Annotated in this window: 16 protein-coding genes and 2 pseudogenes; 11 read left to right on the forward strand and 7 right to left on the reverse strand. The window is 67.7% G+C overall.

Features of this window, described 5'->3' with window-relative positions; genetic code table 11:
- Positions 1 to 12: 12 nt before the first annotated feature.
- Positions 13 to 861, reverse strand: coding sequence for an N-acyl homoserine lactonase family protein (locus C7R54_RS19705; RefSeq protein ID WP_129152145.1), 849 nt, complete (start codon positions 859 to 861; stop codon positions 13 to 15).
- Between the two features lie 174 nt (positions 862 to 1,035).
- Between C7R54_RS19705 and C7R54_RS19710 the strand changes: the two genes are divergently transcribed.
- The gene (locus C7R54_RS19710) at positions 1,036 to 2,004 is read left to right on the forward strand and encodes a LysR family transcriptional regulator (protein ID WP_129152146.1); all 969 of its coding nucleotides are present in this window, start codon (positions 1,036 to 1,038) and stop codon (positions 2,002 to 2,004) included.
- A 44-nt stretch (positions 2,005 to 2,048) separates the two neighbouring features.
- Here C7R54_RS19710 and C7R54_RS19715 read toward each other — a convergent pair whose 3' ends face one another.
- Entirely contained in the window at positions 2,049 to 5,699 is a 3,651-nt protein-coding gene (locus tag C7R54_RS19715; RefSeq protein ID WP_129152147.1) for an ABC transporter ATP-binding protein/permease, read from the reverse strand.
- Between the two features lie 95 nt (positions 5,700 to 5,794).
- Between C7R54_RS19715 and C7R54_RS19720 the strand changes: the two genes are divergently transcribed.
- Positions 5,795 to 6,742 carry a LysR substrate-binding domain-containing protein gene (locus tag C7R54_RS19720; RefSeq protein ID WP_129152148.1) on the forward strand — a complete coding sequence of 316 codons (948 nt, stop codon included), beginning with the start codon at positions 5,795 to 5,797 and terminating at the stop codon, positions 6,740 to 6,742.
- 29 nt (positions 6,743 to 6,771) lie between these two features.
- On the opposite strand, the gene C7R54_RS19725 is transcribed toward C7R54_RS19720, so the two are convergent.
- Entirely contained in the window at positions 6,772 to 7,656 is an 885-nt protein-coding gene (locus C7R54_RS19725; RefSeq protein WP_129152149.1) for a LysR family transcriptional regulator, read from the reverse strand.
- 117 nt (positions 7,657 to 7,773) lie between these two features.
- Between C7R54_RS19725 and C7R54_RS19730 the strand changes: the two genes are divergently transcribed.
- The 3 genes and pseudogenes from C7R54_RS19730 to C7R54_RS19745 all read left to right on the forward strand — a co-directional run bounded on the left by C7R54_RS19730 (position 7,774) and on the right by C7R54_RS19745 (position 10,355).
- Positions 7,774 to 8,709, forward strand: coding sequence for an NADP-dependent oxidoreductase (locus C7R54_RS19730; RefSeq protein WP_129152150.1), 936 nt, complete (start codon positions 7,774 to 7,776; stop codon positions 8,707 to 8,709).
- 35 nt (positions 8,710 to 8,744) lie between these two features.
- Positions 8,745 to 8,849: pseudogene (locus C7R54_RS19735) on the forward strand (NmrA family NAD(P)-binding protein); the annotation flags it as partial.
- A 393-nt stretch (positions 8,850 to 9,242) separates the two neighbouring features.
- Positions 9,243 to 10,355 (forward strand): HPP family protein, encoded by a 1,113-nt coding sequence (locus C7R54_RS19745; RefSeq protein WP_129152151.1) that lies wholly within the window; start codon positions 9,243 to 9,245, stop codon positions 10,353 to 10,355.
- A 45-nt stretch (positions 10,356 to 10,400) separates the two neighbouring features.
- Here the strand turns inward: C7R54_RS19745 and C7R54_RS19750 are convergent, their stop codons facing one another.
- Complete coding sequence (locus tag C7R54_RS19750; RefSeq protein ID WP_129152152.1) at positions 10,401 to 11,294, reverse strand: LysR family transcriptional regulator; 894 nt, start codon at positions 11,292 to 11,294, stop codon at positions 10,401 to 10,403.
- A 146-nt stretch (positions 11,295 to 11,440) separates the two neighbouring features.
- On the opposite strand from C7R54_RS19750, the gene C7R54_RS19755 reads away from it, so the two are divergent.
- From C7R54_RS19755 to C7R54_RS19780, 6 genes are all read left to right on the forward strand, one after another.
- Positions 11,441 to 12,649: an acyl-CoA dehydrogenase family protein gene (locus tag C7R54_RS19755; RefSeq protein ID WP_129152153.1), complete on the forward strand. Its 1,209-nt coding sequence runs from the start codon at positions 11,441 to 11,443 to the stop codon at positions 12,647 to 12,649.
- 32 nt (positions 12,650 to 12,681) lie between these two features.
- The gene (locus tag C7R54_RS19760; protein WP_129152154.1) at positions 12,682 to 13,854 is read left to right on the forward strand and encodes an acyl-CoA dehydrogenase family protein; all 1,173 of its coding nucleotides are present in this window, start codon (positions 12,682 to 12,684) and stop codon (positions 13,852 to 13,854) included.
- Positions 13,855 to 13,951: 97 nt separating this feature from the next.
- Complete coding sequence (locus C7R54_RS19765) at positions 13,952 to 15,208, forward strand: CaiB/BaiF CoA transferase family protein (RefSeq protein WP_129152449.1); 1,257 nt, start codon at positions 13,952 to 13,954, stop codon at positions 15,206 to 15,208.
- An 83-nt stretch (positions 15,209 to 15,291) separates the two neighbouring features.
- On the forward strand, positions 15,292 to 16,290 hold the full coding sequence (locus C7R54_RS19770; RefSeq protein ID WP_129152155.1) for a Bug family tripartite tricarboxylate transporter substrate binding protein: 999 nt from the start codon (positions 15,292 to 15,294) through the stop codon (positions 16,288 to 16,290).
- Positions 16,291 to 16,538: 248 nt separating this feature from the next.
- On the forward strand, positions 16,539 to 17,774 hold the full coding sequence (locus C7R54_RS19775) for a helix-turn-helix domain-containing protein (protein WP_129152156.1): 1,236 nt from the start codon (positions 16,539 to 16,541) through the stop codon (positions 17,772 to 17,774).
- Positions 17,775 to 17,803: 29 nt separating this feature from the next.
- The gene (locus C7R54_RS19780) at positions 17,804 to 18,436 is read left to right on the forward strand and encodes a Vgb family protein (protein ID WP_129152157.1); all 633 of its coding nucleotides are present in this window, start codon (positions 17,804 to 17,806) and stop codon (positions 18,434 to 18,436) included.
- Between the two features lie 25 nt (positions 18,437 to 18,461).
- Here C7R54_RS19780 and C7R54_RS19785 read toward each other — a convergent pair whose 3' ends face one another.
- The 3 genes and pseudogenes from C7R54_RS19785 to C7R54_RS29070 all read right to left on the reverse strand — a co-directional run.
- Positions 18,462 to 19,331 carry a class I SAM-dependent methyltransferase gene (locus C7R54_RS19785; protein ID WP_129152158.1) on the reverse strand — a complete coding sequence of 290 codons (870 nt, stop codon included), beginning with the start codon at positions 19,329 to 19,331 and terminating at the stop codon, positions 18,462 to 18,464.
- A gap of 116 nt (positions 19,332 to 19,447) precedes the next feature.
- Entirely contained in the window at positions 19,448 to 20,320 is an 873-nt protein-coding gene (locus C7R54_RS29065) for a c-type cytochrome (protein ID WP_204524369.1), read from the reverse strand.
- Between the two features lie 132 nt (positions 20,321 to 20,452).
- Positions 20,453 to 21,103, reverse strand: a pseudogene (locus tag C7R54_RS29070) (c-type cytochrome); the annotation flags it as partial.
- Positions 21,104 to 21,575: the final 472 nt, after the last annotated feature.

Below are 21,575 nucleotides of genomic sequence, written 5' to 3' on the forward strand. Positions count from 1 at the left end.
GGGGAGCCGGCCCTATCGCGGCGGCAGGTCGAGTCGCGCCGCGATGCCGGCAAGTTCCGGCGATACGCTGGGATAGCGTTCGAGCACCAATGGGTCATGTCCCGGCACCACATGGGCGCGCGATTCGGCCAGGCCGATCAGGCGCCGGTAGCCCTGCAAGACGTCTCCCACGTTGAACACCAGGGGAAAACATCGGTCCTGCTCGAAATGCTCGTAGTAATGGCTGGCGTCCGACGCCAGCACCACCCAGCCGCGCGCGGTATGGACACGGACCGCCTGCAAGCCGTCCGTATGGCCGCCGATGCGGTGCAGGCTGATGCCGGGCGCCAGGTCGGCGTCGCCGTCGTGGAACACCACGCGGTCGCCGTAGACCAGGCGCACCATGCGTATGACGTCATCGGGTTCGTAGGCGCGGCGGATCATGTCGCAGCACATGTGGCGGCCGGTAGCGAACGCCATCTCGGCATCCTGCAAGTGGAACCGGGCCCGCGGGAAGTCCGGCAACGTGCCGGCATGGTCGTTGTGCAGGTGCGTAATGACGATGTCGGTGATTGCCGCGGCATCCACGCCGACCAGGCGCAAGGCGTCGGCCGGTTTGCGCAGCAGCGTGCGATGGCGCTTGACGGCCTGCTCTTCGTCGAACCCCGTATCGACCAGGACCAGACGGTCGGTATTGCGCACCAGCCAGACGTAGTAGTCCATGTGCATGGGCGCATCGTGGGGGTCTCCGCCCAGGAAGTTTGCCGTTCGCCGCGCATCGCGGGTGGCGTACTTCAGCGCGATGATCTCGTAGTCAGGCAAATCGGCGGGGCGAACGGATCCGGACGCGCCGGCGGGGCCGGGCGGCTGCGAGTGCGGCATCTATTGTCTCCTTGTGAGCCCGATGTTGCTTGCACGATGCCGCCGCAGTGTCCTGGCGGTGTGCAGCCCCCGGGTCTTTAGTCATCGAGCGCAGTCTAAATTGCGGTGTGCGCGCCGATCAATCGGCTAGAATTAAAAACACTACTGACTCAGGATCAGCAATCAAGCGTCGCCATGGAAAACCTGAATGCGTTGCGTGTATTCGCCAAGGTCGCCGACACACGCAGCTTCACCGACGCGGCAAAGCACCTGGGTCTTACTTCTTCCGCGGTCAGCAAGGCCATTACCCGGCTGGAACGCGAGCTGGGCGTGCGCCTGCTCCATCGCACCACGCGATCGGTGGGCCTGACCGCCGACGGCGCCAGTTTTTTCGAGCGCTGCCAGCAGATCCTGGCCGACGTGGAAGATGCCGAGAATGGCTTGAACCGCTCCATGGCCGCGCCGCATGGACGCTTGCGCGTGCACATGCCTGTCGGTTTCGGCCGCCGCGTCATCGTGCCCGCGCTCAGCGGTTTTATCGAGCAATATCCCGACCTGGTGCTGGATGCCGAATTGAGCGACCGCATGGTCGACCTGGCCTACGAAGGCATCGACGTCGCCGTGCAGATCGGCGAGTTGGCCGATGCGCGCCTGATCGGCAGGCGCCTGTGCAATCTGCGCTTCGTCGCTTGCGCGTCGCCCGATTACCTGGCGCGCCATGGCGAGCCGGGCACACCGGAGGAGCTGGACCAGCACCACTGCCTTGCCTACGTCATGATGCATACCGGCCGTTATCGCGAATGGCAATTCGTGAAGGACGGCCAGACGTTCGCCAAGACGGTGTCCGGACGCTTGAACATCAATAACGCCGAGTCCTTGCTGGAAGCGGCGGTGGCCGGACTCGGCATTGCCATGATCAGCAATTTCATCGCCGCCGACGCCTTGCGCGCCGGACGCCTGCGTCCCATATTGACGAACTACGTGGCCTTGGGGCCCAAGGTGTCGGCGGTGTACCTGCCCGGCAAGAACCTGTCGCCCAAGGTGCGCGCGTTCGTCGAATTCCTGAGCGACGTGATCTCCGGCAATCCCTATTGGGAAGAGGCTGGCGCCACGGCGGCCGGTGCCACGCCGCGTACGGCGCCCGCCAGCGGAAAGCGGAAGTAGCGATCGCGCCGGCAGGTGTCGGCGCGCGCCGCGGACCGTCCGCGTCAGCTTATTCCCGACCCCGCATACAGATTCTCCCGCCCCAGCACGTCCCGCGGCCGTCCGCTGGCCAACAGCCCGCCGCGTCCCAGCACCAGCAGCAGGTCCGCGTCCCGTATCGTCGACAGACGGTGCGCGATGACCAGCGTGGTGCGATGCTGCATGAGCGCATCCAGCGCCTGGCGCACATGCGTTTCGCTCAGCGTGTCAAGGTGCGAAGTGGCTTCGTCCAGGATCAGCACCGGCGCGTTCTTCAGGAAGGCGCGCGCGATGGCGATGCGCTGGCGCTGGCCGCCCGACAACTGCATGCCGCGTTCGCCAACCCGCGTGTCGAGTCCCTCCGGCAGGCGTCGCACGAAGTCGCTCAGCGCCGCCTGGTCCAGCGCGGTGGCCAGTTCCGCATCGGTGGCGCCGGGACGCGCCAGGCGGATGTTGGCGGCCAGCGTGTCGTTGAACAGATAGGTGTCCTGCGACACCAGCGCTACCCGCTCGCGCAGGGCGTCCAGGTTCAGTTCGCGCAAGTCCACGCCATCTAGCTTCACGCCGCCTGCTTGCGGATCCCAGAAACGCAGCATCAGGTTGGCCACCGTGCTCTTGCCGGCGCCGGACGCGCCGACCAGCGCCACCGTCGCGCCGGCGGGTACCGCGAAGCTGAGTTCCCGCAGCGTCGGCGCGGCCGCGCCGGGATAGGTGAAGGTCACCTGGTCGAAGCTGATGGACAAGCCGTGGGGCGACGCCGGCGCCGGCAAGGGGCCGTCGGTCACGGGTTCCGCCTCGCCGTGCACGACATGCAGGCGTCGCGCCGCCGCCACCGTGTCCGCCAACTGCCGCGACACCTGCGAGATCTCGGATACCGGCAGGAAGGTCGCGACCGCGATCAGCACCAGCAAGGGCAGCATGCCGGCCGAGAGGGTACCCGCCGCCACCTGCAAGGCGCCGACCACGGCAACCGCCACGCCGCCCAGGCCCATGGCCACTTCGAACCATGCGGTCTGCGTCGACAGGTCCGCCAGGATCGCCAGCCTGCGCTTGCCGTAGGCCTGCGCCACTTCCAGGAAGGAGGCGCGGCGCCGGCCAGTGGCCTGGAACGCCTGCAATTCGCCCAGGCCCTGGATGGTGTCGGTGACGTGCGCGCTCATCTCGCCCAGCGCCTGGCGTGCGCTGGCGCCCAGCGCGTCGACGCGACGGCGACCGCGCACGGGCGACAGCAGGGCGTAGCCCAGGAAGGGCAGCAACGCCAGCGCCACCGGCCAGCTGTACACCGCGAGAAAGCCCAGCACGCTCAAGGGCACCAGCACGGACACGATGGCCGGCGCGATGGTGTGGGCGTAGAAGTACTCGATCATTTCGACGTCCTGCGTGGCCAGCGCCACCAGGTCGCCGGAGCGCCGGCGCAGCAGGTAGGCCGGGGCCAGGCGTTCCAGCTTGTCGTAGAGCTTCACGCGCATGTCGGCCAGCAACTGGTAGGCCATGGCATGCGCCAGCCACGACTCCAGCCAATGAAACAGCGCGGCCAGCGGGGCGACGATCATCAGCGCCACGACCAGCATGCCGGTGGGCCGGCCATCGCGGACGGCGGCGACCACCAGGGCGCTGGCCACGCCCACGCCTATATAGGCCGCGACCCGCGCCACGCCCAACAAGATGGTGGCGATCAGCGTGCCACGCCACGGGCGGACCACGGACATGAGCGTGGCGATCACGGCATGCCAGCCGACCTGCGCGGCGTCGTCGTTCAGCGCACGCAGGCGCGGCGTCTTGGGCCCATCGTCGTTGCCCCCACTATTGAGCCCACCATTGCCCGCGCCGTTCCCGGCAAGAACGGGGTTGGCTTCCTCGTTCACGGCCTGGTCGCCCGATGCGCCGGCGAGCACGGCGCCGCGGTCGTCGGCGGCTGTCGCCCGCGCGCCGTCCTTGCCACCGGCACCCTGCGCGGCGGCCTGTTCATGCATCAGCGCGTAGTAAAGGCCGCCTTGGCGCATCAACGCATCATGCTTGCCTTCCTCGACGACGCGCCCGCCGTCCAGCACCAGGCAGCGGTCCGCGCCGATGACGCTGGCCAGGCGGTGCGCCAGGATGATGGTCGTGCGGCCCGCCATCAACCTGTCCAGCGCTTCCTGGATGATGGCCTCGTTCTCGACATCGACGGAGGACAGGGCTTCGTCCAGGACCAGGATGGGCGCGTCGCGCAGCAGGGCGCGGGCGATGGCGACACGCTGGCGCTGGCCGCCCGACAATTGCAGGCCGCGCTCGCCGATGCGCGTGGCATAGCCGTCGGGCAGCGACAGGATGAAGTCGTCGATATTGGCCGCGCGCGCGGCGGCGCGCAGTTGCTCGTCGCTGGCATCGGGCCGGCCCAGTCGCAGGTTTTCGGCGATGGTCCCGTGGAACAGCGTGATGTCCTGGCTGACCAGCGCGATCTGCGAACGCAGCGTCTCGCTGTCCAGCGTGGCGATGTCATGCCCCCCGATGCGGATGGCGCCGCCTTGCGGTAGATGCTCGCGCAGCAGCAGGCGCACGATGGTCGACTTGCCCACGCCGCTGGGCCCGACCACGCCGACCCGTTCGCCGGCCGCGATGCGGAAGCTCAGGCCGTGGTGGGCGCGCCGCTGCGGGGTATAGGAAAACTCCACCGCGTCGAATTCGATGGTCGGCGCCAGGGCCGCGGGCTTCAGGCCCCCCTGGATGGGCGTGGCCGAGGCGGCCGGCGTGGCGTCCATCAGCGCATGGATGCCCGCCGCCGCCGATTGCCCCAGCATGCCGCGATGCAGGACGCTGCGCAGGTCGCGCAAGGGGCGGAAGATCTCCGTGCCCGCCATCAGGACGATCAGCAGCGCTTCCACGCTCATGGCGCCGTGGCCGACGCGCCAGGCACCCAGCGTGAGCGCCAGCGCCGCCCCCAGCGTCACGCCCAGGTCGCTGATGCCGCGCGTGAGCAGGCTGACGGACAACACCCAGAAGGTGTGGTTGGACAGCTCGCGGGCCTTGTCGGCCAACCGCTTGCCCCACGTCTTGCCCTGGCCGAACGCCTTCAAGGTGGGCAGGCCCTGGACGGCGTCGAGAAAATCCTCGCCGAATGCATTGAGCGCGCGCGTGCGCGCCAGGCTGGCGCGGCGGTCCAGCATATGCACCGCCATCGGGCCGAACAGCGACAACAGCGCCGCCAGCAGCAATACGGCCGCGGTCGGCATGTCCCACCAGGCGATGGCGGCGAAAATGGCGAAGGGCGCCGCGATGGAGATCGCCAGTTGCGGCAGGTATTGCCCGAAGAAGGTCTGCAACTGCTCGACGCCGTCGACCACCGTCAGCATCACGCCGCCCGTGCGCTGGCTGCCCAGCCAGGCCGGCCCCAGCTCGGCGATGCGGTCGAACAGGCGCGCGCGCAGGACTTGCTGCACCTGGGCCGCGCTGCGGTTGGCCTGATTGGTGCGCAAATGATCGAGCAGCGCGCGCAGCACGATCATGGCGACGGCCGCGATGGCCGGCCTTACCCATTCCGCCGCCGGCGCGCCGGCGAACACGCGGGCCAGGATCTGGCCCAGGAAGATGTAGCGGGCGATGCCGGCAGCCAGGGCCAGCAGGCCAAGCAGGATGCCGCACGCCATGCCGGCGCGCAGGCCGGCCGTCAAGCGCCAGAGTCTTGAGTCGAAATACATGGTTTGCTCCCTCTATGCCCGGCATCTTCGCCTAACGATCGCCATACAGAAAGCGATAGTTTTTCAATCGTGGGTTGAGATAAACTAAACCCACTATGTCCATCGCCGACGATCTTGCCGCCCGCACACCGCCGCTCGCAGCGTTGCGTGCCTTCGAGGCCGTCGCGCGCCTGGGCAGCCTCAGCCGGGCGGCGGCGGAATTGAATGTCACCAAGAGCGCCGTCAGCCACCAGTTGCGGGGCCTGGAAGCGGAACTGGGCGCGTCGCTCCTGCATCGCGGCGGCACCGTGCGCCGTGCCGAACCCACCGAGGCGGGCGCCGCGCTGCTGGCATCCGTGCAGCAGGCCTTGACCCTGCTGCAGACCGCATGCCGCGACGTGCGTTTGCGTTCGCGTGGGCGCCGCCTTCAGCGCCTCAACCTCTCCGCCAACCCCTCGCTCGCCGCGTTGTGGCTGGCGCCGCGCATCGGCCGTTTCGCCGAACTGCATCCGGACATCGAGATCCAGGTGCACTTGCACGCCAGCCAGGAACCCGCCTGGCATGCGCAGGAAATCGACATGGCCCTGTTGCACGTGCAGCCCCGGGGGCCGCGCGATTCCCTGCCCGGCGACATCCTGCTGATGACCGAGACCGTGGTGCCGGTCTGCCATCCCGATCTGGTGCCGCCCTCGCGCCGCGACGACCCCAAGGTCTTCCTGGAGCATCGCTGGCTGGAGGAACGCCACATCGACAGTCCGGAAACCGGCTGGGATACCTGGCGCGGCCGCCTGGGCTTGAGCGATGCGCGGGCCCATCCGCCGCTGGTGTTGAGCGGCATGGCGACCATCGTGTCGGCCGCCAGCGCCGGGGTCGGCATCGCGCTGGGCCGCGCGCCGTTGGTGGACGAGGCGCTGGAGAGTGGCCGGCTGGTCGCCTTGATGCCAGGCTTGCGTTTGCGCGGATCATGGGGATACGTGATGCGCGTGCGGCCCAATAGGCCTATCGACACGGCGCTCCCGGCGCTGGTGGACTTCCTGTTGCAGGAAGCTGAAGCCGGCCACTAATGCCGTTGACGAAGGTTTGGCTTGGCCTGTTACCAGGTCGGAATGGTGAATGAACCATTTGGGTACTGGTTGCACATGAATTCTACGAACGCGCGAACTTTGGGACTTTGCAACCGGCGGGACGTGTGCAGAACCCAAAGTTCGACTTCGTCGCCGGCAATGCCCCACGTCACCAGTTCACCCCTTTCCAGCAGTCCCCCGATGATGGACCGCGGCAGCATTGCCGCGCCGGCACCGGCAACAATGGCATCACGGACCATCAGGAGCGAAGACAGGCGCAGAACAGGCTGCGGTTCGATCGTGAACTGACCATTGCGGACAGTCCAGACGTCGCCGTCGCGGTAGGTTGGCATGACGACGGCCGGAACCTTGAAGGGCTTATCGCCGCGCCCCTTGGGCATTCGCACCGATGGTGCGGCGGCAAGAACCAATCTGTCTTTAGCAAAACATCGGCCGACCAATACGCTGTCCTTGCCCGGATCGATGCGGATGGCGACATCGAAATGCTCGTCAACGAGATTGACGAAGCGATCCTCGGCCACGGCCTCGATCTCCACCTCGGGATAGATTGCACGAAACTTGGCGGCAAGCAGGCCCAATGCTACTTGCGAAAACAGAATCGGAGCCGCAATACGCAGGCGTCCGCGCGGCGTCGAGAGACCATCGCGTGCCGCGGCTACTGCGTCGACAAGCTCGTGCATCGGCCCCTCTGTCCTGGTTCGCAGCAGTTGACCGGCTTCCGTCAACTCCAGGCTGCGCGTGCCTCGCTCGATGAGCCGGATGCCGAGTGCGTCTTCGAGATCGGCAACACGACGCGACAGCGTTGCCTTGGATCGACCGCTAGCGCGGCTGGCTCTACCGAACCCGCCATGCGCGGCCACCAGTTGGAAGTCCTCAAGGGCATTGAGATCCATGTATGTCTCATTTTTGATACGACATGTCTATATTTTAGAGTCTTTGTTTTGAATATGAAACTCACTATTGTTCGGTTGTACGCGACTTGTCGTACCCAAACCTCAAAGGAGTTTCTTATGAACAGCGTTCGTGCATTGGCACTTACCGAATACGGCGGCCCGAGCGCCGTCAAGGTTTCCACAATCGACGCTCCGACGGCAGTTGCCGGCCAGGTGCTGGTCCGCGTCCACGCCGCCGGGGTCAATGGACTGGATTGGAAGGTCCGCGAGGGCTACGTCCGCGACGCCTATCCGCTGCAACTGCCCACCGTCCTTGGGATCGAACTCGCCGGGGTCGTCGAAGCAGTAGGCCCGGATGTCACCAGGCTGCGCAAGGGCGACCGCGTGATGGGGCCGCTCGGCCGGCTGGGCGCTTACGCCGACTTGGTGGCGGTCAACGCCGCCTATCTCTGCGTGATTCCCGATGCGCTGGACTTCGTGGCCGCGGCCGCGTTGCCGATCGCTTCGGTGGCTGCGTCGCAAAGCCTGACGCTGGCCGGTCCGATCCGCACCGGCCAGCGCATCCTGATCCACGGCGCTGCGGGCGGTCTGGGCAGCTTCGCAGTGCAGTACGCACGTCAGGCCGGTGCCGTGGTGTATGCCACCGCCCACAGCCAGCATATCGACTATGTCCGCAGCCTGGGCGCGGATCACCTCATCGCCTACGACAAGGAGCAATTCGAGGCCACGGCAAGCAACATCGACCTCGTCATCGACTACGTCGGCGGCGAAGTGTTGAATCGCTCGTGGCCCGTGCTCGCTGATGATGGCGTCATCGTCAGCACCGCGACGCCGGCCATCCTGGCGAGCACCCCTGCGGGACGCCGCGGCCTCTGGTTCGTGAACCAGCCAGATACGGCGCGGTTGCAAGCGATCGCCGACGACGTGGTGCACGGACGCTTGCAGTCCAACGTCGGTGCCGTCGTTCGCTTCGACGAACTGCCGGCGGCGATCGAACGCAATCGCACCCAGCCGCAGGTTGGCAAGACGGTCGTGAATTTCATCGCGTCCTGAATTTTCCAGAGAAATAAATCAAGCCAGGAGTCATCATGACCATTCTCATTACCGGTGCGACTGGCACTGTCGGCGGCCAGGTCATCGAACAGCTCACCAAGCGCGGCGCCAATGTTCGCGCGCTCGTTCGCGATCTATCGTGATTTCGCCCGCGAAAGATCGGGGCCGAGCCAGTAATCCTTGGATAGCCGGGACGCAGAGGGCCTGACAATGGAACCACGGCATCTCCGCTGTTTCCTCGCGGCCGCACCGGGACCGACCGACACCGCCATGATCGCGGCGGCGTCCGACGAAGTGCGCGAGACGCTGGCGAAGCGGATCCCGCTCGGCAGGATGGGGCGTGCCGACGAAGTGGCATGTGGCGTGGGCAACGTTCCCATGCCCGGCCTCGGCCCGCAGCCCCGGTTTGGCCACGGACCGGACGGGGTTATTTGCTTATAAGGAACTAATGCAGAATAATCCGGCGGCCCCTTTTTTGGGCCGAACTGTGACGGCAGGCGATTTCTTCCCCTTGCACGGCAGTTCATGACACCATGAATCCGCTGCTCCATTCTTCTTCCAAGACGCCGCCAGCCGGACGGCTGCGTTTCTTCCGGCCCATGCTTGCGGGCGCGACCGCGCGGGAACGCATCATTGCCTGTATCGGCGCGCTGGCCTGCATCGGCCTGACCGGCCTGATCTGCGCCGTGATGCTGGGCAACGGTCCGCAACTGCCCTTGCTGGTCGCTCCCATGGGCGCATCGGCGGTCCTGTTGTTCGCGGTGCCCTCCAGTCCGCTGGCCCAGCCCTGGTCCATCATCGGTGGCAATACGCTGTCCGCCTTCGCCGGCTATATCATCGGGCAGGTCGTGCCCAATCCCATCATGGCCGCCGGCGCCGCGGTGGCTTTCGCCATCGGCGCCATGTCGATCGCGCGTTGCCTGCATCCGCCAGGCGGCGCCGCCGCGCTGACCGTGGCGCTGGGCGGCCCCGCCGTCGCCAAGTGGGGCGCGCTGTTCCCGTTGGTGCCGGTAGGCCTGAATTCCTGCATGCTGGTGCTGCTGGGCATCTTCTTCCACAAGCTGACGCGCCGGGCCTATCCGCACAAGCCGGCGCCCGCCGTCAATCCGCACGGCACTACCGATCCCTCGCCCGCCGACCGGGTCGGACCGCGCCAGGAGGACGTCGAGGCCGCGCTCGCCAAGCTGGGAACCACCTTCGACATCGATCCCGATGACCTGCAGCAGCTGCTGCATGAAATCGAAGTGCAGGCGCTGGTGCGTACGCATGCCGACCTGCGCTGCGCCGACATCATGTCGCGCGACATCATTTCCGCCCGACCGGACACCACGCCCGCGCAGGCGCAGGAGCTGTTGCTGCGCCACGATATCCGTACGCTGCCGGTGCTGGACGAGCATGGCCACCTGCTAGGCACGGTCGGATTGCGCGACCTGCTTCGCCCCGCCGCGACGGTGGCGGACATCCTGGCGTCCGCGCGGACGACGAGCGCCGACCAGCCGGCCGCCGCGCTGCTGCCGGTGCTCACCGACGGTCGCACGCACGCGGTCATCGTCACCGACGCCGCCGGCCGCGTGGCCGGCATCATTTCCCAGACCGACCTGCTCGGTACCCTGGGCCGCGCGCCCTTCGCCGGCATGGCCGCCTGACACGCGGGGCGCCATGGCGGGCGCGGCCCGGCCAGGCGCGCCTCGCTATGGCCCCTGGACTTCCGCCTTCTCCAGCAGGAACGCGATGCATGTGCGCACCGCGCGCGTCTGGTGGCGGTTGGACAGGTAGAGCAAGTACATGTGCGTACCGAAGATGCTGAGCCGGTATTCCTCCAGCGTGCTCAGTATTTCGCCCGTGGCCAGCTTGTCCTGCACCACGTAGTCCGGCACCAGCCCCACGCCCAGGCCCGCCAGGATGCTTTGCCTCAGGAAGGGGAAGTGCTCCGAAACGAGCGTGGGTTCGAGCATGAGCATGTGGCGCTCGCCATCCCGGTAGGCGGACAAGCGCAACTGCTTGCCCATTACGCTGGACGTGATCAGCGGCGAATCGCGCAGCGCTTCCAGCGTGTGCGGCAGGCCGTGCGCCCGCACGTACTCGCGCGAGGCGCACGCCACGTAGTGGACGTCGCCCAAGTGGCGCGCGACCAGCGACGGCGGCGGTTCGGGCAGGATGCGGATGGCGATGTCCACGTCATCGCGCAGATTGTCGGCGCGATTCTCGAACAGCACGTCCAGGACGATGCCGGGATAGAGGCGCTTGAACTCGATCAACCAGTCGCTCACCACCAGTTGTCCATAGCCGCTGGGCACGCTGATGCCGATGCGGCCCACCAGCCCCTGGCTGAGATTGGCGATGGTCTCTTGCGCGGCCCGCATTTCGTTGCGGATGGACAGTCCGTGCTGATAAAGGCGCGCGCCTACCTCCGTGGGTTCCACCCGCCGCGTCGTGCGATGCAGCAACTGCACGCCGGCGGCCTTTTCGAGCTGCGCCAGGTGGTAGCTGACATTGGCCCGCGTCACCTTCAGCTTGCGCGCGGCTTGGCTGAGGTTGCCGCTGTCGATGATCTCGACAAGCATGGTCAGCGAGGCGAGATCCATGGCTCGGTGTCAAATAAAATTGAACGGATTGTCAATGTCTTGCTGGATTGTAAAGGGATTTTGTCGATGCCAGAATCCTGGGCTTCCACGTGGCACCAGGGGCGCAACCGGTTCCCGCCGCGCTGGAATGTCTGGAGGACGGATGGATGGATCTGCAATTCACGCCCGAAGAGCTGGCTTTTCGCGATGAGGTGCGCGGCTTCCTGAAGGACCAGCTGCCCGAGTCGCTGGCGTACAAGGTGAAGAACAATCTGCACCTGTCCAAGGAGGACATGGAGGACTGGCAGGCGCGCGTCAACGAACGCGGCTGGCTGGCCAGCCACTGGCCCAGGGAGTATGGCGGCACCGGGTGGAGCGTGTTCGAGAAATTCATTTTCGAGACGGAGTGCGCCATCGCCGGCGCGCCGCGCCTGCTTTCCTTCGGCCTGACCATGCTGGGGCCGGTGTTGATCAGGTACGGCAGCGAAGCGCAGCGGCGGCATTGGCTGCCGCGCATCCTCAATGGCGCCGATTGGTGGTGCCAGGGCTATTCGGAGCCGGGCGCGGGGTCCGACCTTGCTTCGCTCAAGACGTCCGCGTTGCGGGTCGCCGATCCCGCGGGCGACTATTACCTGGTGAATGGCCAGAAGACCTGGACCACCCTGGGACAGCACGCCAACATGATTTTCTGCCTGGTGCGCACCGACAAGGACGCGAAGGCCCAGCAAGGCATCAGCTTCCTGCTCATCGACATGAAGACGCCCGGCATCGAGGTGCGTCCCATCGTCACGCTGGACGGCGGGCGCGAGGTCAACGAGGTGTTCTTCACCAATGTGAAGGTGCCGGTGGGTAACCTGGTCGGCGAGGAGAACAAGGGCTGGACTTGCGCCAAGTACCTGCTGACCTACGAGCGCACCAATATCGCGGGCGTGGGCTTTTCCATGGCCCTGCTGGAAAAGCTCAAGACCGCGGCGGGACGCCTGCGCTACCAGGGCCAGCCCCTGCTGCGCGACCCGCTTTTCGCGGCCCGGGTGGCACGGGTCGAGATCGACCTGGAGAACATGAAGACCACCAATCTGCGCGTGCTGGCCGCGGTGGCCGGCGGCGGCGCGCCCGGCGCGGAAAGCTCCATGCTGAAGATCAAGGGCACGGTGATACGCCAGGAACTGCTGTCGCTGATCCGCCGCGCGATGGGGCCCTACGCCGCACCGTATATCGAATCGGCGCTGCGCTACGGCCATGAGGACCCGCCGGTCGGTCCGCCCGAGGCGCAGTCGGCCGCGGCGGCCTATTTCAACTACCGCAAGCTGTCCATCTACGGCGGCTCCAACGAAATCCAGAAGAACATCATCTCCAAGATGATCCTGGGCCTGTAAGACGCAGAGACACCGAGACACCGGGTGGCGATATGAATCTGGAACATACCGAAGACCGCCGCATGCTGGCGGACACGCTCAACCGCTTCATCTCGGAGCGGTACGGCATCGAGACGCGCAACAGGATCGCCTATGGCGAGGAAGGGCACAGCCCCGCCCTGTACGCGCGGTTTGCCGAGCTGGGCGCCATCGCCGCGCTTTTCCCGGAAGAGGCGGGCGGCCTGGGCGGCCGTGGCCACGACATCGGCGTGGTGTTCGAATGCCTGGGCCGGGGCCTGGTGGCCGAGCCGCTGCTGGGCGCGCTGGTGGTCGGCCAGGCGCTGCTCCATGCCGGCAGTCCGGCGCAACGGGGGCGGCTGGACGACATCATGGGCGGCGGCTGCCTTGCCGCGCTGGCCCACGACGAACCGGGCAGCCATTACGAACTGGAGAACGTCGCCGTCACGGCGCGCCGGGACGGCGAAAGCTGGGTGATAGACGGCGTCAAGGGCGTGGTGGGCTTTGGCGACAAGGCCGACCTGCTGCTGGTGTCGGCGCGCACCGCGGGCCACCCGGGGGACACGGCCGGCATCAGCCTTTTCCTGGTTCCGGGCGACGCGGCGGGCCTGGCCACGCGCGGCTACAGGCGCTTCGAGGGTGGCCGCGCGGCGGAGCTGGCGTTCAACGGCGTGCGCGTGGGCGACGACGCTTTGCTGGGGCGCGCGGGCGCCGGCTTTGACGTGCTGGAGCGCGTCAGCGGCTATGGCATCCTGGCGCTGTGCGCGGAAGCGCTGGGCGCCATGGACGTGGCGAAGGAACAGACGCTGGCCTACCTGCGCATCCGCAAGCAGTTCGGCGTGCCCATCGGCAGCTTCCAGGCCTTGCAGCATCGCATGGCCGACCTGCTGCTGGAAGTGGAGCAGGCGCGCTCGGCCGTCATCAATGCCGCGGCCGCGATCGATTCGGACGATCGCGTGGCGCGCGAGCGCGTGTTGTCGGCGGCCAAGTACAGTACCGGATACATCGGCACGCTGGTGGCGCAGGAAAGCATCCAGCTGCATGGCGGCATCGGCATGACCTGGGAACTGCCCCTGGCCCACTACGCCAAGCGGCTGGTCATGATCGACCACCAGTTCGGCGACGAGGATCATCACCTGGCCCGCTACGTGGCGCTTGCGAGGGAGGACGCGGCGGCGTCCGCAGGGAGCGTGGCCTTGCGGGCATAGGGACCGTCAGGCGATACGGCGTCGCGCGGCGGCCGCCATCGCCGTCGCGACCACGAATAAGGAGGAGACGAAGGTGAACCAGACGCGAACGTCGCCCATGGCCGGGCAAGGCGCGGCCCGTCCGTTGGAAGGGGAGGGTACGGACTTGCCGCTGGAGGGCATCCGGGTCCTGGACCTGTCGCGGGTGTTTGCCGGACCCTTGTGCGGCCAGGTGCTGGCGGACTTCGGCGCCGAGGTGGTCAAGGTCGAGCACCCCGCCCGCGGCGACGACACGCGCGATTGGGGGATGCGCATAGGGAAGACGGAATCGACCTATTACTCAGCCATGAATCGCAACAAGCAGTCCGTCACCCTGGATCTGCAAAGCGAGGAAGGGATACGCATCGTCCACGAACTGCTGCCGCGCTTCGACGTGGTGCTCCACAACTTCAAGCATGGCGGCGCGGAGAAGCTGGGGCTGGGCTATGAACGGCTCAAGGCCATCAAGCCCGACCTGGTCTATTGCGCGATCGCGGGCTACGGCAGCGACTCGCCCGAAGCGGGGCGGCCCGGCTACGACCTGGTGATCCAGGGGGAGAGCGGTCTCATGGCCATCAATGGCGAGGCCGCCCAGCCGCCGCTGAAGTTCGGTGTGGCCGTGGTGGACATGATGACGGGCATGTGCGCCGCGCAGGCCGTGCTGGCCGCGCTGCTGCGGCGCGGGCGCACGGGCCGCGGCGGGCACATCGAGATGTCGCTGTACGACTGCGGCGTCCTCACCACCAGCTATTACGGCCTGGACGCGATGCAGCTGGGGCGCGATCCCCAGCGCTATGGCAACGCCCATCCCTCCATCGTGCCCTATGGCATGTTCGAGGCCGCCGATGGGCCGCTGATCATCACGGTCGGCAACAACGTGCAATTCGAAAAGTTCTGCCGCCAGGTGGTGATGCGACCGGACCTCGCCGACGATCCGCGCTTCGCCACCAACGTCGAGCGCAGCAGGCACCGCCAGGTGCTGCAACCCATGCTTATCGAGGCTATCCGCGCCTTCCCGCGCGAGGTGCTGCTGGCGCGCCTGGCCGCCTGCGGCATTCCGTGCGGCAGGGTGGCGGGACTGCACGAGGCCTTGACCGGCGAACGCACACGGCAGGCGGGCATGCTGCGCGAGATGCCGCATCCCGTGGCGGGCAGTACCTACACCTTCGCGCCGCCCTACCGGTTCGACGGCCAGCGCCTGCCCATACGCAACGCGCCGCCCGTCCTGGGGCAGGACACCCGCGCCGTGTTGCAACGCCTCTTGAGCCTGCCGGACGAGGAGCTCGCCGCCCTGCGCGATCGCGGCGTGCTGACCTTGCCTGGCGAGCCGGCCTGAGTTTTCAAGCAGCAAACCACGACGCGCCACCCGGCGCCGTGAGACTAAAACAGCCGGACCCATCCGGCAGCATTGGAGACGATATGAACCAACCCACGCATCCGCGGCGCGCCCGCCTGAAAGCCCGCCTGTTCTCCCTGGCGCTGGCCGCCACGGCCTGCCTCGGTGGCCAGGCACGAGCCGAGGCGCCCTGGCCCAACCGGCCCATCCATGTCGTGGTGGGCTATACGCCCGGGGGCGCGACCGACATCGTGACGCGCATCATCATGGAGAAACTCGGGGAGCGCCTGAAGCAGACCATCATCGTCGAGAACAAGCCGGGGGCCAACAGCCAGCTGGGCGCCGCCTACGCCGCCAAGGCCGAGCCGGACGGCTATACCTTCCTCAGCATCCTGCCCGCCTACGTCATCAACAGCCACCTCTACAAGGTGTCCTACGATCCGGCGAACCTGGTCCCCGTGGTGCACATGGCCGACCTGCCGCTGTTCCTGTTCGTCAGCAATTCCGTCCCGGCCAACAATATGAAGGAACTGGTGGAATACGGACGTGCCCATCCGGACAAGCTCACCTACGCCTCCAGCGGCACGGGATCCAGCGCGCATATGGTGGGCGCCGATTTCGCGCTGCGCGCCAAGATGTCCATGACCCACGTACCCTACAAGGGCAGCGCCCCCATCCTCACCGATTTGCTGGGCGGCCAGGTCTCCATGGTGTTCGATCCCATCCTGGTGCCCATGCAGTACGTCAAGCAAGGCAAGCTCAAGGCGCTGGCGTTGAGCCACACGGCCCGCTGGCCCACCGAGCCTGGCATCCCGACCATGGAGGAGGCCGGCTTCCCCGGCTTCACCACCGAGTCGTGGGTCGGCCTGCTCGCGCCCAAGGGCACGCCTCAGCCCGTCATCGACCGCATGGCCAACGAGATTACCGCCATCACCAAGAATGACCCCGACGTGCGCCGCAAGCTGATGGAGCAGGGCCTGATGCCGGCGGGCGGCACGCCGGCGGCGTTCGGCGAGCTGATGCGCAAGGACTCGGCGCACTATGCGGACATCATCAAGGAAGCGCGCATCACCGCGCAGTGAGGGGACGCAGTGAGCGGGTGCAGTTAGGAGGAGTGAGGTGGCAGTGCGGAAGCGCGATGCGCGAGCGCGGCGACCACCGGCGCCGGCTCGTATCCGGCTGCGCCCCGCAGCCATTCCATCGCGCCGCGGCAGCCGTCCCATTGTGCCGCCGTGGTTGCAATCGCGCGTCGGGCGGGGCGCCGTCCCTATGCTAGATTGGCGCCAACGCCGCCCCCACGGATGACGCGGCGCTTGCTCGCGGAGATCGGATGGACCCCAGCATCGAAGCCGCCGCCCGCGCCCTGGCCGCGGGCGATCCCTTGAGCGCGCTGAACCGCGTCGCCTTGCGCGACGATGCCGCCGCCCTGGCGCTGCGCGGCATCGCCATGGCCCAGATCGGCGACATGGCGCGGGCGCGCGGGCTGGTGCGCCGTGCCGCGCGGGCCTTCGGGGCCCAGGCGGCCGTCGCGCGGGCGCGCTGCCGCCTGGTCGAGGCGGAAATCGCGCTGGCCACGCGCAAGCTGGCCGGATTGGAGCAGGCACTCGATGACGCGCAAGCGGTCTTCGACTCCCACGGCGATGGCGTCAATGCCCTGTATGCGCGCTTGCTGCAGGCACGCCGCCGCTTGTTGACCGGCGACGTCGAACAGGCGCGGGCCGCCTTGGTGGCAATCGATGCCGCTGTCGCGCCGCCGGCGATGCGGGCCCTCCATGCCCTGCTGCTGGCCGGTATCGCGCTGCGCCAGATGCAGGCGCGGTCGGCGCGGCTGGCCCTGGACCGCGCGGCACGCGCCGCGCACGGTTCCGGCGTCGCCGCCTTGATTGCCGAGGTGGAGGGCATGCGCCGGGCGCTCGCCGCGCCGACCGCTTGCCTGCATGTCGATGGCGCCGTCCGTCTGCTGCGGCTGGATGACGTGGAGGCCTTGTTGAACACCTCCACGCTGGTGATCGACGGCTGCCGCCATGCCGTGCAATCCGGCGCCACCACGATATCGCTGGCGCGGCGACCCTTGCTGTTCCGCCTGGCTCGCGCGCTGGGCGAGGCGTGGCCGGGCGATGTGCCGCGCGCCGCGTTGGTGCAGCGGATCTTCCGTGGCAAGGCCGCGGACGAGTCCTATCGGGCCCGCTTGCGGGTGGAAATCGGCAGGTTGCGCGCGGCGTTGCGGCCGGTCGCCGGCATCCGCGCGACCGCGGCGGGCTATGCCTTGGCGCCGGGCGTCGATATCCCCGCGCCGGCATTGGCCGTCGCTGTGCTGACGCCGCCCGTCGACCTGCCCAACGCCGACCTGCTGGCCCTGTTGGCGGACGGCGAGGCGTGGTCCAGCTCCGCGTTGGCCCTGGCCCTGGGCGTCAGCCAGCGCACCCTGCAACGGGCGTTGGACAGCCTGGCGGGGCAGGGACGGGTGCGCGCCCTGGGACGAGGCCGCGCCAGGCGCTGGACGGTGCCGCAGGGCGCCGATATCACGACAAATTTTTTACTCACGGACGCGCCGGCCGCCGCGTAGCATGACCTCAAACCAACCAAGGAGCGAGCATGAAACGATCCAACGCTGAAATTGTCCGTGAGTACGGCCCCATGCCTGGCGTGTCCGCCGTACATGGCCTGACCTATGACGGCCATCACGTCTGGTTCGCCTCGGGCGAACACCTGCACGCCCTCGATCCGTCCAGTGGGAATACCGTGCGCAAGCTGGACATCCCGGCCGCCGCGGGCACGGCGTTCGACGGTCGGTGTCTCTATCAAATCGCCGGCGAACACATCCGCAAGGTCGATCCGGAATCCGGCAAGGTCCTGGCCACGATCCCCACGCCCGGTGGCGCCGCCTCGGGCCTGGCCTGGGCGGATGGCATGTTGTGGGTGGGCCAGTACCAGAAACGCCAGATCCTCCAGGTGGATCCCGCCGACGGCAAGGTCCTGCGCACGCTCGGGTGCGATCGCCATGTGACCGGCGTCAGCTGGGTCGGCGGCCAGCTGTGGCACGGCACCTGGGAGGACAACCATAGCGAATTGCGCCGCGTCGACCCCGAGACGGGCGAGGTGCGGGAGAGCCTGGACATGCCCGAAGGCGTTGGCGTATCCGGGCTCGAATCCGATGGCGCGGGATTGTTCTATTGCGGCGGCGGCGATAGCGGCAAGATCCGCGTGGTGCGGCGGCCGGCGTCGTAGGCGGGACCGGGTCGTCGACGCGAGGTCAGGTCGTCGCGATCAGCAGTTCCTCGGCGTTCTCGGGCGGCCGCAAGCCATCGCTGCGGCCTGAGAAATAGCGGCGGCCCAGTTCGGCCGCCGTGACATGCCGGACTGCGGCGAATCCCGCGTCGCGCGCCAGCGCCTGTATTTCCTCGGGCAGGAAAAAGCTGATGAACGGCGTGCCGCTGGCGCGGGCGCCTTGCTCGGCCAGTTCCAGTCCGGGCCTTACCGCCGGATCGGCCATGTGCAAGGGCAGCAGGAAAGTCATGGCGAAGGTCGATCCCGGCGCGAAGGCCGCCACCTGGCGCAAGGTGGCCAGGTTCGCCTCCTTGCTCAGGTACATACTGACGCCCGTGGAGACCACCACGGCGGGCCGCCCCATATCGAAACCGGCTTGAGCCAGCTTGTCCCGCCAGTCGTCGCCGGCCTCGAAGTCGACCGGGACGAAACGGGGCTGGCTGGATGGCCCGTAATCCAGTTCGGTCAGGCGCCGACGCTTCCATGCCTGCGGCCCGGGCCGGTCGATCTCGTAGACCGTCACGCGCCGCACGTGGTCATCGGCTTGCGGCCGGCGTTGCGCGTAGCTATCCAGCCCGGCGCCCAGGATCACGTATTGATCGACGCCCAGGGCCGCCCGCTCCGCGACCAGGTCCTCGATGTAGCGCGCCCGGGCGACGATGGACGCGCGGAATGGGCGCGTGAAGCCGGGGTGCATGTCGCCACGCTCGCGCCAGTTGGGATCGGGCGCCAGCAGTTCGAGTCCTATCCTGTCTTCCAGGATGGGCGGTGGGGCATCCACCTCCAGGTGCAGCGCCCGCCACAGGGCGACGCGTGCTGCGCTGCTTTCCGGTTCAGGGGCTGGCATCTTCGTCATGATGGGTGCTTCCGTGCATGCATGCATCGATGCGTACTGCTTGGATGCATGCTGCTCGGATGCATGCGTGCTTCGGTGCTTGCGGGAATGACCAGTATAGCGACGCAGGGCAGGCGCTATCGCGCCGCCGTGCCGTCCGCCTCGGCATCGCGCTGCAGGCGTCCGCCCGCCGGGGGCGACTCGCTGCCCAGCACATGGCCATTGATCTCCAGGCCGTAGAGGGTATCGTCGTCGTCGTGATAGCGCTTGCGGGTGGCCGCGACCGAGTCCTTGTAGCGTGGATCCTGGGGCCGTTCGTGGGCGTTCATGAAATAGGCGACGTCCCAGGCCTCCTGCGGGCTGAGCAGCCCGGCTTGCGCCAGGGGCATGTTGGCCAGGATGAATCCCGCGGCATTGCCGATCTGGTGCATGCCGGCGCCCCAGTTGTAGGAGTCAGGCCCCCACAGGGCGGGAAAGACCCAATGGTCGCCCTGTTTCTGGCCTTGACCCTGGGAGCCGTGGCAGGCCGCGCAGAATTGGCCGAAGACTTCGGAACCGCGGACGTAGTCGGGTTTTTGCGGCGGCGGCGCCAGCTTGGGGTACCCCTGGCCGGCCAGCTTGACGCCAGTGGGCGCCTCTTGCGCCAGCCAGAACATATAGGTCTGCAAAGCGGTCAGCACCGGATCGTCGGCGGCGGGCGGCTTGCCATTCATGCTGAAGCGGAAGCAGCCTTGCAGGCGCTCGGCCAGGGTATTCACATGGCCGTTCTTGGCGCGGTAGGCGGGATAGACCACGTAGGCGGCCCACATGGGCGCGGAATCGGGGCGGCGGCCGGCGTCCAGGTGGCAACTGGCGCAGGTGAGGTTGTTGCCGACGAAGCCGGGCGCCAGCTCCGGCGTGCGCAGGAAGATCTGTTCGCCCTGGCGGACGATCTTGCCGAAGGCATTGTCGGGTATGGCCGACGCGGGGGGCGGGGTGAAGAGGGGAGGCTGGGTGGGCGCCGTGTCCATCGCGTGGGCGGCGGTCGCCGGCGGGGTGGCCGCGGCGTTCGTTGCCGTCGGGGCATTGGATGCGGTGGTTGTGGGGGCGGTGTTGGCGCTGCTGCTGCTGCTGCTGCTGCTGCTGCTGCTTTTGCCGCGCGCCGGCAATTGTGCATAGTAGGCCGCCACGGCCTGGATTTCCTGGTCGTCCATGCGCGTGGCCACGGCTGGCATGAGCGCCAGGGGGCCGGGAGGCCGATGGCCTTCGCGCCACGCCCGCAGTTGAGCGACAAGGTAGGCGGCGGGCTGTCCCGCCAGCGAGGGAAACTGGCTGCCCACGCCGATCCCGCCGGGCCCGTGGCACTGATTGCAGGCGGGTAGATTACGTCCCCATTCGCCGCGTGTCGCCAGCCAGGCGCCGCGATCCGCCGTGCTGGCGACATCCCGGCCCGTGGCGGCCAGTCCGTCCACGTCCAGCGTCGTCGGCAACTGGGCGTAATAGCGCGCCAGCGCAGCGCGTTGGCCCTCGTTCAACTGCTTGGCAATGGGCGCCATTACCGGACTGGTACGGCTGCCATTGGCCAGCGCTTCCAGTTGCTCGCGCAGGTATTGCTCGCCTTGGCCGGCCAGCCTCGGAAAGCCGGCTGCCGCCATGCCGCCACCCTGGGCGCCATGACAGGAAGCACAGGCGGGCACGGAGCCCATGCCCTGCGACGCCAATGCCTTGCCTTGGTCGGCGTCCACCGAGGCGTGGGCGACGTTGGCGCCCAGTGCGGCCACCGCCGCCAGGAGGATGCTCGCCATGCGTGGCATTCCGGTTCTTATTCTCTTCCCCCATCCTTGCGCATCGTCATGGCGATGGCTTGCCCGGTCCTTCACGCATCTTCTCCTTGCGGTGGTTTTTTAATTACTATTAATAATAAACAAATGTCTTGAAGGAATAAAGAAATTGGGCGCTGGTCTTATGCAGACGCCGCGTCTGCTGGGACGCGCCTGTCGGCGCGTCCCGGGGGGTGGTAGCTGGGCCGCTGGCCCAGCGGCCCAGCGGTCCAGCGGTCCAGCGGCCCCGCCGCCCCGCCGCCCCGCGGCCCACCGGCCCAGCGGCCCAGCGGCCCAGCGGCCCAGCGGCCCAGCGGTCCAGCGGCCCCGCCGCCCCGCGGCCCACCGGCCCAGCGGCCCAGCGGCCCAGCGGCCCAGCGGCCCAGCGGTCCAGCGGTCCTGCGGTCCAGCGGCCCAGCGGCGCGACGGCGCGACGGCGCAGCAGCGCAACGGCCCAGCGGCCCAG

This window comes from Achromobacter aloeverae, from assembly GCF_004121055.1.
Taxonomy (GTDB): Bacteria; Pseudomonadota; Gammaproteobacteria; order Burkholderiales; family Burkholderiaceae_B; genus Bordetella_C; species Bordetella_C aloeverae.